Consider the following 14,711-nt stretch of genomic DNA (forward strand, 5'->3'; position numbering starts at 1 on the left):
AAATTCAGGGGGATATCCACAGTACAAATTATTGTCAATCAAATTAGAAGTTTCTAATTATTTCATCTTTTTATAAACAGTGATTAAATATGAAAACTACCTCAACTAAGTAAAGAGAACATTATATATTGATATTTAATTTTCTTGAAATTCCTTTCAAAATATTTAATGACAACTTCATCTTTTCATTTTTAAAATAGTATTTTGCATAGATGAATATTTTCTCGTATCATATCGCAAAGCTTAGCTATTTTCAAGCTTTTAAATTGATGTTTTTTCCTTTGAAAACAAATAAAATAAATGGTTTGAAACATTCCGAAACGATGTCCACAATGAAATTAGGTTCGCCCATTTTTTCGAAAACAAGGATTTTCAATCAAACTATTATTGTATTTGCACAATGGGAAGATGAAAAATCACTCGAAAATTTTCTAAAATCCAATTCATACGGAAAACTTTTGACGAAAGGCTGGCATGTTCGATTAGATTTTTTGAGACAATGGGGAAATATTTCTGGTTTTCAAATTCCGACAAAAAATATCGAGGTAAATATGACAAATGAGCCTGTTGTTGCGGTAACAATTGCGCGAATGAAATACACAGAAATTCCTCGTTTTCTGCGCTGGGGAAGACTAGTCGAGAAATTAGTTCGTGATCACAAAGGCACAACACTTTCTTTGGCTTCTATTCGATATCCCAATATTATTTCGACATTTTCGATCTGGAAATCTCAATTAGAAATGACAAATATGGTAAATGGACATAGCAAAATATCTGATCCAAAAAGACACGCTAACGCAATGAAAGAGCGTAATCGAAAGGATTTTCATTTTGAATTTACAACTCTCCGGTTTAAACCAATTTCTGAACATGGACAATGGAATAATTGCGAATCTTTTCTTCCAAAAAAAGAAAATATTTAGATGAATTTAGCTTTTACAATGCAAAAATTTCAGGATTGGTTTACGCAACAATGGGTGATTCTTTGGGGAAGAAAAATTAATCCTACAGATTATCCGTGGTTGATTGCTCCTTTCGGAGAATTGAACGGAATTGGCGAAGAGTTTATTTATCAATTAGCAAAAAATGAAAATTTAATTGTCACTCGAAATTCAACTTCAAAAGGATTATTAAGATCTATTCATGAATTGAATTTCACTGATAATCAACTTGAAATTCTACCAAAAAAAGTGATCGATTTTTATGAATCTACAGCAAATTATGATTTAGAATTCAATGTAAAATGGAATCCTTATTTTTCATTTTTTGGTTATTTGGTCAACCGATTATTTAGTCAGCGAATTAATCAATTAAATATTCCGACAAAAAATATCGCGCAATCTGAAGATTTAGTAAGTAAAATTATCACACTAAATCATCCGCAAAACAACGAAATTATTTATACCATTTGGTTGAGAAAATTCAAAACTTCGGGTAAAGTTATTTATTCGGGAATTTACGGGACGTGTACACTTCCTTCTGGCAAAACCTGTATCAAAGCTGTTTTTCCTTTACCAAAAGGCAATGCAACAGTTATTATGAGTCCTAGAGTCAGTCATGAGAATGAATTGATTTTAGATTCGAGCGGAAAACAATTTGGAGATGCTGGTTTCTACTTTTTATTGAATGATGCTAAACACAATTATTGGGCTCAATTTATATCTTCATTTACCGATCAATTAATTGTAAAAGAAAAAGATAATCATTTACAAGCAATTCAAACCCTAAAACTTTGGGGATGTAAAGTTTCACTATTTACATATCGCATTCAGAAGAAAACCAAATAAAACGATTTCTTCACATGACTTTACAAATACTTTTAATTAGCTTTATAAAATGAATCATTCAGAACTATTTTACAAAGTTGATATCGTTGTGATTGGAAGTCGTTCAATTATTAGACGAAATCTCAAAAGCTACCGATGCAACATAGGTAAAAAGAAGATCACTCGATTTTAGAGATAACAAATTCACCGAAGAATTAGGGCAAGAAGCCGTAGCAATTGTAGATAAACGTGTGAGAGAAGGCTTGCCCATTCAATGGGTGCAAATAGAGCTGGTGCAGCAATTGCAAGAGAAATAATTGCTTATTTAGGTGTGTAACTTTAACATTTATTTAATCAATGCATTTAGTATTAAATATTTACACGTAAAAACCTTACTAACAAATGGATAATTTATTTGATTAAAGTCTATTAAAAATTAAATTTTTTCATTATAAATAATCAATAATTTTATGAGTTCTATGATTTTAATTAGTGGAATTCACAATCCTAGCGATTATATTTGTAAAAATTTAAAATTAGTAATGACAGCAGTAATCATTATCTTTGTTATACATTGGTATGCTTCTTTATTTTTCCAAACTTTTTTTCATCACCGATATGCATCACATGCAATGTTTACGATGTCAAGAGCTTGGGAAAAAATATTTCACGTTTTAGCGTGGATTTTTCAAGGTTCATCTTATCTAAGTCCCTATACATACGGGGTTATGCACAGACATCACCACGCGTATGCAGACACAGAAAAGGATCCACATTCGCCACAATATGATCCAAATTTCTTTGCGATGATGTGGAGAACTCGTATTGTTTACAACGAAATTGACCACGATAAAACACAAGTTTTAGAAAAATTCAAAAAAGGTGTTCCTTCTTGGCGTTCTTGGGATAGATTTGCTGGAAATAATGCTGTACGTTTAGCTTGGGTAATCATTTACATATTAATTTATGTTGCTGTTGACGCTCCACTTTGGACGTATTTTGTATTCATTCCGATGCAAGTTTTGATGAGCCCACTACATGGTGTAATCATCAACTGGTTTTCACACAAATTAGGTTACCGTAATTACGATGTTGGAGATACTTCGACAAACTTGATGCCGATTGACTGGTTAATGTGGGGAGAATGTTTACATAACAATCACCATAAATTTGGCGGACGTCCTAATTTCGCAGTTAAGAAATGGGAATTCGATCCAATGTATCCATGCATTTGGGCAATGAATAAAATGAATATCATTCAGTTCAAAAAAGGTAAATTAGACACCGATTATATGTAAAATAAAAGCGATTCAATAAATTGAATCGCTTTTTTTATTTCTTTTGATAAACGATACTTTCTATATATTTCTTGAAAAAGAATTTGTGTTCGACGATTTTAAAATTGGGTAGAAAACTTTGATACATTTTAGGCAATTGAGAAATATCCAAACCAATAATAATTCTAAAAAAGCTCAACATCACATTCGTCACACTTTTTTGCCAACCTTTCTGATTTTGTACAAAATCAACATAAAACCACAAACCTCCTACTTTCAAATACGAATTTAATTGACTAAATAATTCTTCTGCTTTGGATTGATTAAAATGATCAAACAAAAAAGTAGTCATCACCACATCATATTTTTTATCCGTTTCGAAATCAAAAATATCCGCAACAATAAAATTTATATTTAAATTCGACGTTTTTTCTATTTTCGCTAAATCAATCATTTTCGAAGAAAAATCAACATAATCTATATCCAATTTTAGATTTAACTTTTCTATTTCAGCGATAAATTTTCCCGCTCCTCCTCCAACCCACAAGATTTTATCATTCTTTTTCAAATATTTTAAAATCACAAAATGAGCTTGATGTTGACGATTTAAAAAAATCAACTGGCTCAACGAATGATAATATGGCGCAATAAAATTGTAATTCATTATTCGAATAAAATTACGCTTAAAATTCCACAAATTGCTTTCAACAAAATCATTCCATCAATCGCAATTAAATAATATAAAATGGCTTTTGGACGATTGAGTTTAAAGGCGAAAATAGCTAAAAAAACAATCGGAATTAACATAAACAATATGCGGTGAAGTGGTAATCCATAACATATTCCGAAGATTACAAAACTCAAAAATCCTAGAAATATTAAGGGTAAAATAATGCGGTTTAACGTAAAATGATAACCATATTTTACAACAAAGGTTTTTAAATTTCGGTTGCTATCATCTTCATAATCTTTCAAATCAAACAAAATCGCATTCACAACGCAATACATAAAGGTTTGAGAAAATAGAAAATAGAATTTTGCATCAATGACATAATGCGTTTCATTCTTCAACATCAAAAATAAAACAGGTAAAAAAACGGTTGTAATCGCCCAAGTCCAGCCAATTAAAAATGGTTTTAACAACATCGTTTTACGTAATGAAATTCCTAATTTTAAATCATAATAACCAAAGGATAAAACTGTCGTAAAAAATAAAACAGCCAACCATTTCCAAGTTAATATTTCGTAATTCGGTAAACAATTTATCGCTAAAATAATTCCAGAAACTAAAGCGATTACGGCTAAAATAGCGGTATAAATACAAACAGATTTACGATGAGTAATGTAAAACTGAGTTCTTGGATTACTTGATGATTTTAAAGATTTTGGAATTCTGTAGGCATACAAATAAAACAATACGGTAATGGTGCTAATAAAAGCGTAATACGCAATTGAATTAAACGGTAAACCAATTTTGATATTCGTCTCTATATTGAGCACGATAGAAAGTAGAATTAAAAAAAAATTGGAAAAAAAAATGTTTACGATAAATCGACTAATCACTTTTTTTTCCATTTTCTTAACCTCTTAAATTTTGAAAAATTCTAGAATGACATTTTTATACGTTTCACCAATCGGAATTTCTTCGTCTTTCAAATATAAGACTTTATTTTGAATTGATTTCACTTTTTTTATCGAAACGATATAAGATCGATGAACTCGGACAAAAAGTTGATCGGGCAGTTTTTCTAAGATAGATTTCATCGATATTCGAGCAGTAATTCGTTTTCCGTTTGCGAGATGAATTTTTACATAATCGTCCAAACCTTCAATAAAATCGATATCATCGTACGCAATTTTATTCAGTTTATAATCAGCTCGAATTGTCAAAAACTCTTTGTCTTCATTCAGTTTTTTATCCACCAAAATCAGCACCGCTTTATTCACTGCTTCTTCAAATCTATCGTAATCTATCGGTTTCAACAAATAATCTATCGCCGCAACATTAAAACCATCAACCGCATATTCTGCAAAAGCCGTAGTAAAAATAACAGGAATTTTCTTTTCTAAATTTTTGTAAAATTCCATTCCATTCGTACGCGAAATCTGAATATCCAAAAACATCAAATCGATTGGAAATTGATTGATATATTTCTGTGCATCTTTCAAATTTGAGAATGTTTTCACTAACTCGACATGTTCATTTCTCGAACAATAATTTTCGATTACCATTAATGCTAAAGGCTCGTCATCTATCGCAATTACTTTAATCATTCAAGAAAATTTTTAGTTCAACAATAAATTTAGATAAATCATTATGAATAGTTAATTTATAATGATTTGTATAAAAATAATCTAACCTCTTTTTCGTATTCTTCAAACCAATTTCACTTTTTTCAGTTTCAGGAGTTACCTCTTTCGAAATGGTATTTTCTACGTTCAAAAATAGTGTTTGTTGCTCAACTTTTATCGAAATAATGACAGGTTCCGAAGCTTCATCAATCACACCATATTTAAATGCATTTTCGATAAAATTAATTAAAATTAATGGCGAAATTCTTAAATCTGCAGAATTTCCTTCGACCTCAAAAATAACAGATTCTTTGTTCGTTAATCTCAATTTTTGCAACTCAATATAATTCTTTATATAATCTAAATCTTGTTGCAAAGGCACAAAATCTTTGGAAGAATCTGAAACTACAAATCGCATCATTTTGGATAATTTCATCACCGCATCCGAAGCAGAATCTGACTTTTGAAGCGTTAAAGCATAAATATTATTCAACGTATTGAACAAAAAATGTGGATTGATTTGTGCTCTTAAATAAGCAATTTCAGACAATTGTTTTTCATTTTTCATTTCCTGAAAACGTTTATTTTGTCGAATAAAAAGCGAAACAATCGCCATCATCGAAAACATAATAATTTTCGGGCTCCACATCATAAAATTACGAGGCGGTTTTCGAGACTCAAAACGATTAAAAGGCGGAATTTTTGGTGGAACTTTGTTAAAATGAAACGCAAATTCTGGAACTTTATACACCACAAAAAAGAAAATGATGAGAATAACGATGTAGAAAAAATAACGTTTCTGAAAATATAATTTTGGAATTAACACGAAATAATTCACCAAAAAGAACACTAACAATAAGATATTTTCAAAAAGCATTCGCTTGAAAAAACCTGTTTTGAAAATAGATTGATCGCTCGAAAAATTTGGCGCAGCAATAAATGGAATCAACAGAAAAATAATTGAAACTATACTGAAAATAACGATTTCTCTCTTTGTAATTTTTACTTTATTCATCTTGTAATTCAATTGAAACAATAGAAAAATGTTGTCTATTTGGAATCATCAACGTTTTTATATTTTCATTTAACTCTTCATCCAAAGAAATTAAATAATGATTGTTAACCTCTCCAAAATAAAAATATTATTTGGTATAAAACGTAAGCGCAACCTTGTGATTTGCGTGATTTTGATTAGAAGAATTTATAACATCCAACTCGAAATCTACAAAATTAAGGTAGATTTTGTTCAAATTATCTGTGATTTGATACAAATTTCCTTCCAATTGTTCGATATACGGAATAGTCGCCATTCCTACCAAATAATGCAATTGCTCTGCTTTTTTATTTTGGCGCAACAATTCTCGAAAAGTTTCTACTTTATGCATTTCTTGTTGAAAAAGTTGCTCTTGCAAATAATACTCTTTGTACGTCGCATGAAAAACATATTTCTCCCAAATTGACGTTGTCGAAGCATCAATCACTAAACGATAAGCAAACTGAACTTTTTTAATTGTTTTCATCTTTTGGTTTTCTATCAAAAGGAGGCATTCCATCTGGAGGTGGAGGAATTCCTGGCCCTCCGCCCATCGGCTCTTTTGCTTTCTCTATATTTTCTGTAGAAATTACAATATCTGCCTCAATTGTATATCCTTTTTCTAAACTTCCGCTCACTTTTGCCAATTGATTTCCGTCTGTATCATCTGTAAAAACATTGTCATTCTCATTGTACGTATAGCCATTCAAACCTTTTGTATAACCATATTCTTTGGCTGAATTTACAATTTCTACAACAGAATTTTCACCTTCTGGAAAAGCGATTTGAGTCACTTTTAATGATTTTCCTTTTTGATCGTAAATATGAACATGGATATGCGTTGCGCGACTTTCGTACCAACCTGGGAAAATAGAATTAAATTCAACATTTCCATTTTCATCGGTTACTTGTCTACCTCTCAAAAATTTATACGATTTATAATCGGTTGGTTGCATTCGTATTCCGCCATATTGCGAATAATTTCCATCTTTATCACAATGCCAAATATCAACAATCGCGCCTATTAAAGGTTGACAGCTTTCATCAACATTGGTTACATTAATTTTGATTGTCGCCTCTACTCCTGTTCGATCGCCTTTTATATTTTTTGATAAAAAATCTTCTGGCTTTTTTGTAGGAAATGGACCTTCTGTTTCAGAGGCCCATACTTCACAATCATTTACAACAGTAGAATCTTTGCAACTCATCAACACTTTTGGAACAATTAAACTTGCTCCTAATAATCCTTAACTATTTTTTATAAAATCTTTTCTTTCCATTTTGTTAAGTATTTTTAACATTAGTAATCAATTACCATTAACAAAGAATTTTCGCTCAACGATTCAAATTCAACATTCTCATCAGATCTTATTTGTAATAAATCTCTTGATTCTATTAAACGATTGTGAACTTCAAAAATACCTGTCAAAGAAATGATTAACCAACTTCTTTCGTTTCTTTTGAATGGTAATTCAGATTCTTTTCTCAAGTCAAATTTTCCTAAAAAAACATTAAACAAATCATGTCGGATTATTTTCTCTAAACGATTCTCTCTATCCAAATCAATTGGAACAATCATTTTAGCAATTTGCTGTTTTTCTTTTACGATGAATAACGCATAGAAATAAGAAAAATCGTGGCTCAAATCGCCTTCTATTTCTATTATAGTTCCTTTTTCTAAGTAATAAACAAATGATTGATTGACTTCAATTTTCCAATTAAAACCATTCATATTCAAGCGAATATTATTCAATAAAGGCATTAAAATAATATAACCACTTTCTTTAATTACTTTTTGATAAGTACCCATTCCGCTTAACGCAACATCATCAATAAAAGCAAAATCCAAAATCGGATTTGTATCATTTAAAGCATTTATCCTAATAAATTTATTTTCAAATAAATTTCGATTCTCAGCCTTGCACAACTTTATCATGTCCTCATATAATCTTCTAAACAAAAGTATATATCGATATTTTGTTATCTAAATTTAAGAGGTTAACCTAAGATTTTTGTAGGTTAATTGAAATATGAATGGTTTTTATTTATCTTTAACATTAGAATTATATTTGATCAAACACAACAAAAATGATAAACAAAAAAGTAAACAGCATCGAAGAAGCGCTACAAGGCGTAGAAAGCGGAATGACGCTTGCTGTTGGAGGCTTTGGACTTTCTGGAATTCCTGAAAACTTGATTCAAGGATTGGTAGACAAAAAAATCAATAACCTTACGTGTATTAGTAACAATGCAGGTGTAGACGATTTTGGTTTAGGATTATTATTACAAGGACGACAAATCAAAAAAATGATTTCTTCTTATGTTGGAGAAAATGCAGAATTTGAACGTCAAATGCTTTCAGGTGAATTAGAGGTTGAATTGATTCCGCAAGGAACTTTAGCTACTCGCTTAATGGCTGCTGGTTATGGAATGCCTGCAATTTTTACGCCTGCTGGAGTTGGAACTGAAGTCGCTGAAGGAAAAGAAATCAGAAAATTTACCTTTCACGGAATCGAAAAAGAATATTTGTTAGAATATGCTTTCGAGCCTGATTTTGCAATTGTAAAAGCGTGGAAAGGTGATACAGCGGGGAATTTAGTTTTCCGTGGTGCAACAGCAAATTTCAATCATCCAGCTGCTATGTGTGGAAAAATTACGATTGCCGAAGTGGAAGAATTGGTAGAAATTGGAGAATTAGATCCAAATCAAATTCATACGCCTGGCGTTTATGTCAATCGAATTATTCAAGGTGCGAAATACGAGAAACGTATCGAAAATAGAACTGTTCAACCTAAATCATAAAAGAAAATGTTAGATAAAAATGGTATTGCAAAACGTATTGCAAAAGAAGTACAAGACGGATTTTATGTGAATTTAGGTATCGGAATTCCAACGTTGGTTGCTAATTATATTCCCGAAAATGTAAATGTTGTTTTACAATCAGAAAATGGATTATTAGGAATGGGACCTTTCCCTATCGATGGTGAAGAAGATCCTGATTTTATCAATGCGGGTAAACAAACGATTACAACTTTACCAGGTTCAGCTTTCTTTGATTCGACGATGAGTTTCGGAATGATTCGCGCACGAAAAATCAATTTAACAATTCTTGGCGCAATGGAAGTTTCGGAGAATGGAGACATTGCCAACTGGAAAATTCCTGGAAAAATGGTAAAAGGAATGGGCGGTGCAATGGATTTAGTAGCTTCGGCTGATAATATTATTGTAGCCATGCAACATGTGAACAAAGCAGGAGAATCTAAACTTCTAAAAGAATGTACACTTCCTTTAACAGGAATAAAATGTGTCAAAAAAATTGTTACTGAATTAGCTGTTTTAGAAGTTTTACCAGAAGGTGGTTTCAAATTATTAGAGCGAGCACCAGGAATTTCTGTGGAAGACATCAAAAATGCAACTGAAGGAAAATTAATTATTGAAGGAGAAATTCCCGAAATGATTTTATAAAAAATAAAGATTCGAAAGGAAAGTTAAAAAGCTTTCCTTTTTTTATGCTCGATTTGTTTAACTTTATTCAAATTAATACTTAAAAATCGATGCAAACAAAATTAGTAATCGCTCTACTTTCACTCAATTCTCTTGCTTTTGCGCAGCAACAGAATTTAGTAAAATATGTCAATCCCATGATTGGAACAGAAAAAATGGGACATACTTTCCCTGGCGCAACTGTTCCTTTTGGCGCTGTTCAATTAAGCCCAGAAACAGATTCTATTCCTTATGCTATCAACCACAAATACAATCCAAAAGTTTATGATTATTGTGCGGGTTATCGTTTTGAAGATAAAACAATAACTGGATTTAGTCATACACATTTTAATGGAACAGGACATTCTGATTTGGGTGATTTCTTAATTATGCCAACCGTTGGAAAATTAAAATTAAATCCCGGAACTGCTCAAAATCCTGATAGCGGTTATCGTTCTCGATTTTCGCATCAAAACGAAACTGCCGAAACTGGATATTACAAAGTCAAATTGGATGATTATAATATTTGGGCAGAAATGACCGCTTCTACTCGAGTTGGTTTTCATCAATATACATTTCCAAAATCGATTGATTCGCATATTATTTTGGATTTGAATGCTGGAATTTATAATTATGATGACAAAAATACATGGACGTATGTTCGCGTGGTGAATGACACATTGATTACGGGTTATAGACAAACACGAGGTTGGGCAAGAAATAGAACGGTTTATTTTGCGATGACTTTTTCAAAACCATTTAAAAATTATGGACAGAAAAATGAAGACGGACAAGTTGATTACAAAGGTTTTTGGCGTAAATGGAACGAAACTCAGAATTTTCCATTAATCGAAGGAAAAAAGATCAAAATGTATTTCGATTTTGATACAGAAAAAGATGAAAAAGTAAAAATCAAATTTGCGATTTCTCCAGTCAGTCAAACCAATGCGTTAGAAAATCTGACAACAGAAATTCCACATTGGAATTTTGAACAAGTGCGTAACGAAGCAAAAGAAAATTGGAACAAGGAATTGAATCGAATTCAGATTAAAGCTTCAGAAAATGATAAAATAAATTTCTATACAGCGATGTATCATACCTTCATCAATCCGACAACTTATATGGATGTGAATGGGCAGTACAAAGGTTTGGATCAAGAAATTCATCAAGCCAAAGATTTTACAAATTACACCACTTTTTCACTTTGGGATACCTATCGTGCACTGCATCCGTTGTTCAATATCATTCAACCAAAACGCAACAATGACATGGTAAAATCGATGATGAAACATTATGAGCAAAATCCAATAAAAATGTTGCCAATTTGGTCGCATTATGCCAACGAAAACTGGTGTATGAGCGGCTATCATTCTGTTACAGTTGTTGCAGATGCGATTGTAAAAGGTGTTTATAACGAAGATGCAAATGCTGCTTTGGACGCGTGTATTGTTACGGCAAATAAACGTGATTATGAAGGAATTGGCGATTATATCGACAAAGGTTATATTCCAGCTGAGAAAAATGGTACATCAATTTCGAATACGTTAGAATATGCTTTCGATGATTGGTCGATTGCGCAAGCTGCAAAAAAATTGAATCGAATGGATGTATATGAAACATTTATGAAGCGTTCTGAGAATTGGAAAAATAATTATGATGTTTCGATTGGATTTATGCGTCCTCGATTAGCGGATGGAAGTTTCAAGAAAGAATTTGATCCATTGAATACACATGGACAAGGTTTTATTGAAGGAAATTCGTGGAATTTTAGCTTTTTTGTTCCTCAAAATCCAAATGGATTAATTGAAGCAATGGGTGGAAAAAAGAAGTTTGGAGCAAAATTGGACAAATTATTTACGATGCATTTGCCTGACGAATATTTTGCGGAAACAGAAGACATTACGCGTGAAGGAATAATTGGAGGTTATGTTCATGGAAATGAGCCGGCACACCACGTTGCGTATTTGTATAATTGGGCGGGACAAGCGTGGAAAACACAAGAAAAAATCAGAATGATTTTGGATATGCAATACAAGCCAACGCCTGATGGTTTGGGTGGAAATGATGATACTGGACAAATGAGTGCATGGTATATTTTTAGTGCTTTAGGTTTTTATCCTGTTCAGCAAGGATCGACAGATTACGCAATTGGGAGTCCTTTGGTAGATCATGCTATATTGAATTTAGAGAATGGAAAACAATTTGAAATTGAAGTGAAAAATCAATCGAAGAAGAATGTTTACATCCATAAAATAGAGTTGAACGGAAAGAGTTTTTCATCTTTTAATTTGAATCATTTTGATATTGTTAATGGCGGAAAAATCATTTTTTATATGAGTGACAAACCTAAAAAATAAACGTTAAATATTTTATAATTAAATAAATAAGTTTGACTACTTGAGGAATAATGATTAATTTAAATCAAATTTAAAACCAAGAAAAATGGCTAAAAAGGCAAAAAAAGAAGAAAATCATTTACAAGTTTTAGTGGATAAATTAAAAGATCCAAAACATAAACAATTAGTTCAAACGAATCGTTTAAAGAAAAAACGTCGCAATAACGCAAAAAATTAAGCATAAAAAAACCTCCAAAATTTGGAGGTTTTTGTTTTTTAATATTTTATAAAATCCCCATCAACTCTACTTCAAAGATCATGGTAGAATATGGTCCTAATTCTTTTGAAATTTCGCGATCTTTATAACCAATTTCTGGTTTTACAACAAATCTAAATTTACTTCCAACTGGCATTAATTGTACTCCTTCCGCCCATCCTTTTATTACATTTTCCAAAGGAAAAGCGGCTGGCTTCTTACGTTGAACCGAACTATCAAAAACTTCACCTTTGATATTTGTTCCATGATAATGACACAAAACTGTATCGGATAAAGTTGGCTTCACTCCTTCGCCCAATGTGATTATTTCGTACAATAATCCGCTTTCAGTTTCGGTTACACCTTCTTTCAATTTATATTCTTCTCGAAAAGCTAAACCTTCAGTTTTATTCTTTTCAATCAATTCTTGTTTGCGTTTTAGTAATAATTCAGCTACTCCCATACCACAAATTTAAAAGGAATATTTTTAATTATAGCATATTAATCATTTCTACAAATTAGTTTACTTTTAATGAAATTATACAACTAAATGAAAAAGATAATATTTTCGTTACTTTTTACTATTATTTCAATTGTAATTTTCGGGCAGAATATCGTAAAAGAAATACCATTTCGATTAACAAAATACAACAATATTTTAGTACCAGTTATTATCAATCAAAAAGATACGGTGCAATTGATGTTACATACAGGCTCTGATTATATTACAATTATTGAAGATTCGTATAAAAAAATGAAATCTATTTCGATTTCTGATACCTTAAACAATGTGACATCTTGGGCTGGATATTCGGATATGAAAATGAGTCAAAGCAATGTGATTAAATTTGGTAATGAAGAGTTCAGCAAAATTCCAATTTTTATTGACAAACAATCTGGACATGAGAGTGATGGAAAAATTGGTTTGAAATTTTTTGAAGGAAAATATTTAGAAATCAATTTTGATGAGAATAAATTATATGTTTATGATAAAGCTCCTACCAAACTAAAAAAGTATACAAAATTAAATTCGAGATATTCTCAAGAAACACTGTATATAAAAGCTTTTCCATTTATTGACAAAAAACCGATTGAAACAGAGTTTATGATTCACACAGGTTTTTCTGGAGCATTGATGATTTCGGATGATTTTGCCAAAGAAAATAAATTATTAGAAAAATTTGAAATTATTGGAGAATCAAAACTAAATGATGCTGCTGGTAATGTAATACTTTCCAAAAAATCAATTTTACCTAATTTCGAATTGGCAAATCAAACATTCAAAAATGTACCAATGTCATTTTTTGATAGTACAATAAAAATTCAACACAAAAATATTATGGGTGGCGATTTGATTAAACGTTTCAATCTAATTCTCAATCCAGAAAAAGATATTTTATATGTAAAGAAAAGTAAATATTATAAAGACGAGTATTTTAAATTATAAAAAAAATCCACTTCATTTTGAAGTGGATTTTTTTATAAACTATATTGTATTCTTATTTTGCTTTGAATTTGTTAATCGCGTTAATCGTAAATTCTGATAAAACTAATTCACCCGAAATTTTTGCACGCTCGATTAATAACTCATCCCAATTTTCTGTTCCTTCCCAAGAAACACGTTTCAAATGTTTCATTGCTTCTGGATTTGAATTAGCTAATTTTTTAGCTAAAATATCGATGCCTTCATCCATTTCAACTGAATTTGCATAAACTTCTGCATACAAACCTTTTTCTTTAGCCCATTCAGCCGACTGAAATTCAGTTGCATTAATCGCCATTTGTGTAAAAGCAGAATTTCCAACTTTACGTTCTACAGCAGGTCCAACTACAAACGGTCCGATACCTACTGCTAATTCTGATAACTTTACAGATGCAAATTCTGTTGCAAAAGTATAATCTGCTGCCGAAGCAATTCCAAATCCACCTCCGACTGCTTTACCTTGAATACGTGCTAAAACAAATTTTGGTGCTTTGCGAATTGCGTTGATAACATGTGCAAATCCTGAGAAAAATTCTAGACCAGTTTCACGATCTTTGATTGAAATTAATTCGTCAAAAGATGCACCAGCACAGAATGTTCTATCTCCAGCACTTTTTAAAACAATAACTTTTACTTCGTCATCGTTTCCTAATTTTTCAATTTCTGTTGCTAAATTTCTTAATTGAGAACCTGGCATTGAATTACTTTGCGGGTGAAAGAATTCAATTGTACCAATTCCATTTTGTATATCTGATTTTACGTATGCTTCCATATCTAATTTGATA

17 protein-coding genes are annotated in these 14,711 nt (G+C 31.2%); 8 read left to right on the plus strand and 9 right to left on the minus strand.

Annotation, left to right across the window (positions count from 1 at the left end; all coding sequences use genetic code 11):
- Positions 1-323: 323 nt before the first annotated feature.
- From B3M86_RS00005 to B3M86_RS00015, 3 genes are all read left to right on the plus strand, one after another.
- Positions 324-923 carry a hypothetical protein gene (locus B3M86_RS00005; RefSeq protein WP_349679587.1) on the plus strand — a complete coding sequence of 200 codons (600 nt, stop codon included), beginning with the start codon at positions 324-326 and terminating at the stop codon, positions 921-923.
- Positions 924-1,787 (plus strand): hypothetical protein, encoded by an 864-nt coding sequence (locus B3M86_RS00010; protein WP_291075522.1) that lies wholly within the window; start codon positions 924-926, stop codon positions 1,785-1,787.
- A 521-nt stretch (positions 1,788-2,308) separates the two neighbouring features.
- Entirely contained in the window at positions 2,309-3,064 is a 756-nt protein-coding gene (locus tag B3M86_RS00015; protein ID WP_286496360.1) for an acyl-CoA desaturase, read from the plus strand.
- A 34-nt stretch (positions 3,065-3,098) separates the two neighbouring features.
- Here the strand turns inward: B3M86_RS00015 and B3M86_RS00020 are convergent, their stop codons facing one another.
- The 7 genes from B3M86_RS00020 to B3M86_RS00050 all read right to left on the minus strand — a co-directional run bounded on the left by B3M86_RS00020 (position 3,099) and on the right by B3M86_RS00050 (position 8,304).
- Positions 3,099-3,707, minus strand: coding sequence for a class I SAM-dependent methyltransferase (locus tag B3M86_RS00020; RefSeq protein ID WP_291075520.1), 609 nt, complete (start codon positions 3,705-3,707; stop codon positions 3,099-3,101).
- On the minus strand, positions 3,707-4,543 hold the full coding sequence (locus tag B3M86_RS00025) for a hypothetical protein (protein ID WP_291047555.1): 837 nt from the start codon (positions 4,541-4,543) through the stop codon (positions 3,707-3,709). Before B3M86_RS00025 ends, B3M86_RS00020 begins: the two co-directional genes overlap by 1 nt.
- Before the next feature lie 87 nt (positions 4,544-4,630).
- Complete coding sequence (locus B3M86_RS00030; RefSeq protein WP_291047557.1) at positions 4,631-5,317, minus strand: LytR/AlgR family response regulator transcription factor; 687 nt, start codon at positions 5,315-5,317, stop codon at positions 4,631-4,633.
- Entirely contained in the window at positions 5,310-6,350 is a 1,041-nt protein-coding gene (locus B3M86_RS00035) for a sensor histidine kinase (RefSeq protein ID WP_291065188.1), read from the minus strand. The genes B3M86_RS00030 and B3M86_RS00035 overlap by 8 nt, the downstream gene beginning before the upstream one ends.
- 127 nt (positions 6,351-6,477) lie before the next feature.
- Positions 6,478-6,855 carry a hypothetical protein gene (locus B3M86_RS00040; protein ID WP_280037663.1) on the minus strand — a complete coding sequence of 126 codons (378 nt, stop codon included), beginning with the start codon at positions 6,853-6,855 and terminating at the stop codon, positions 6,478-6,480.
- Positions 6,842-7,576, minus strand: coding sequence for an intradiol ring-cleavage dioxygenase (locus B3M86_RS00045; protein WP_291075518.1), 735 nt, complete (start codon positions 7,574-7,576; stop codon positions 6,842-6,844). Before B3M86_RS00045 ends, B3M86_RS00040 begins: the two co-directional genes overlap by 14 nt.
- A 92-nt stretch (positions 7,577-7,668) precedes the next feature.
- Complete coding sequence (locus tag B3M86_RS00050) at positions 7,669-8,304, minus strand: hypothetical protein (RefSeq protein ID WP_286496365.1); 636 nt, start codon at positions 8,302-8,304, stop codon at positions 7,669-7,671.
- A gap of 152 nt (positions 8,305-8,456) precedes the next feature.
- On the opposite strand from B3M86_RS00050, the gene B3M86_RS00055 reads away from it, so the two are divergent.
- The 4 genes from B3M86_RS00055 (at position 8,457) to B3M86_RS00070 (ending at position 12,425) form a co-directional block, all read left to right on the plus strand.
- A complete protein-coding gene (locus tag B3M86_RS00055) occupies positions 8,457-9,170 on the plus strand; it encodes a CoA transferase subunit A (RefSeq protein WP_038331757.1) in 714 nt (237 codons plus the stop codon).
- Between the two features lie 6 nt (positions 9,171-9,176).
- A complete protein-coding gene (locus B3M86_RS00060; RefSeq protein ID WP_219035112.1) occupies positions 9,177-9,833 on the plus strand; it encodes a 3-oxoacid CoA-transferase subunit B in 657 nt (218 codons plus the stop codon).
- An 89-nt stretch (positions 9,834-9,922) separates the two neighbouring features.
- Positions 9,923-12,208, plus strand: coding sequence for a GH92 family glycosyl hydrolase (locus tag B3M86_RS00065; RefSeq protein WP_291047571.1), 2,286 nt, complete (start codon positions 9,923-9,925; stop codon positions 12,206-12,208).
- 85 nt (positions 12,209-12,293) lie between these two features.
- On the plus strand, positions 12,294-12,425 hold the full coding sequence (locus B3M86_RS00070) for a hypothetical protein (RefSeq protein ID WP_257468234.1): 132 nt from the start codon (positions 12,294-12,296) through the stop codon (positions 12,423-12,425).
- A 46-nt stretch (positions 12,426-12,471) separates the two neighbouring features.
- On the opposite strand, the gene B3M86_RS00075 is transcribed toward B3M86_RS00070, so the two are convergent.
- A complete protein-coding gene (locus B3M86_RS00075) occupies positions 12,472-12,906 on the minus strand; it encodes an FKBP-type peptidyl-prolyl cis-trans isomerase (RefSeq protein ID WP_125350278.1) in 435 nt (144 codons plus the stop codon).
- Positions 12,907-12,993: 87 nt separating this feature from the next.
- Here B3M86_RS00075 and B3M86_RS00080 point away from each other — a divergent pair, with 87 nt between their 5' ends.
- Positions 12,994-13,890 carry a hypothetical protein gene (locus tag B3M86_RS00080; protein ID WP_286496263.1) on the plus strand — a complete coding sequence of 299 codons (897 nt, stop codon included), beginning with the start codon at positions 12,994-12,996 and terminating at the stop codon, positions 13,888-13,890.
- A 52-nt stretch (positions 13,891-13,942) separates the two neighbouring features.
- Here B3M86_RS00080 and B3M86_RS00085 read toward each other — a convergent pair whose 3' ends face one another.
- Complete coding sequence (locus B3M86_RS00085; RefSeq protein ID WP_291075516.1) at positions 13,943-14,698, minus strand: enoyl-CoA hydratase/isomerase family protein; 756 nt, start codon at positions 14,696-14,698, stop codon at positions 13,943-13,945.
- Positions 14,699-14,711 lie beyond the last annotated feature (13 nt).

Origin of the sequence: Empedobacter sp. UBA6305, from assembly GCF_002440405.1 — a bacterium.
Lineage (GTDB): Bacteria > Bacteroidota > Bacteroidia > Flavobacteriales > Weeksellaceae > Empedobacter > Empedobacter falsenii_B.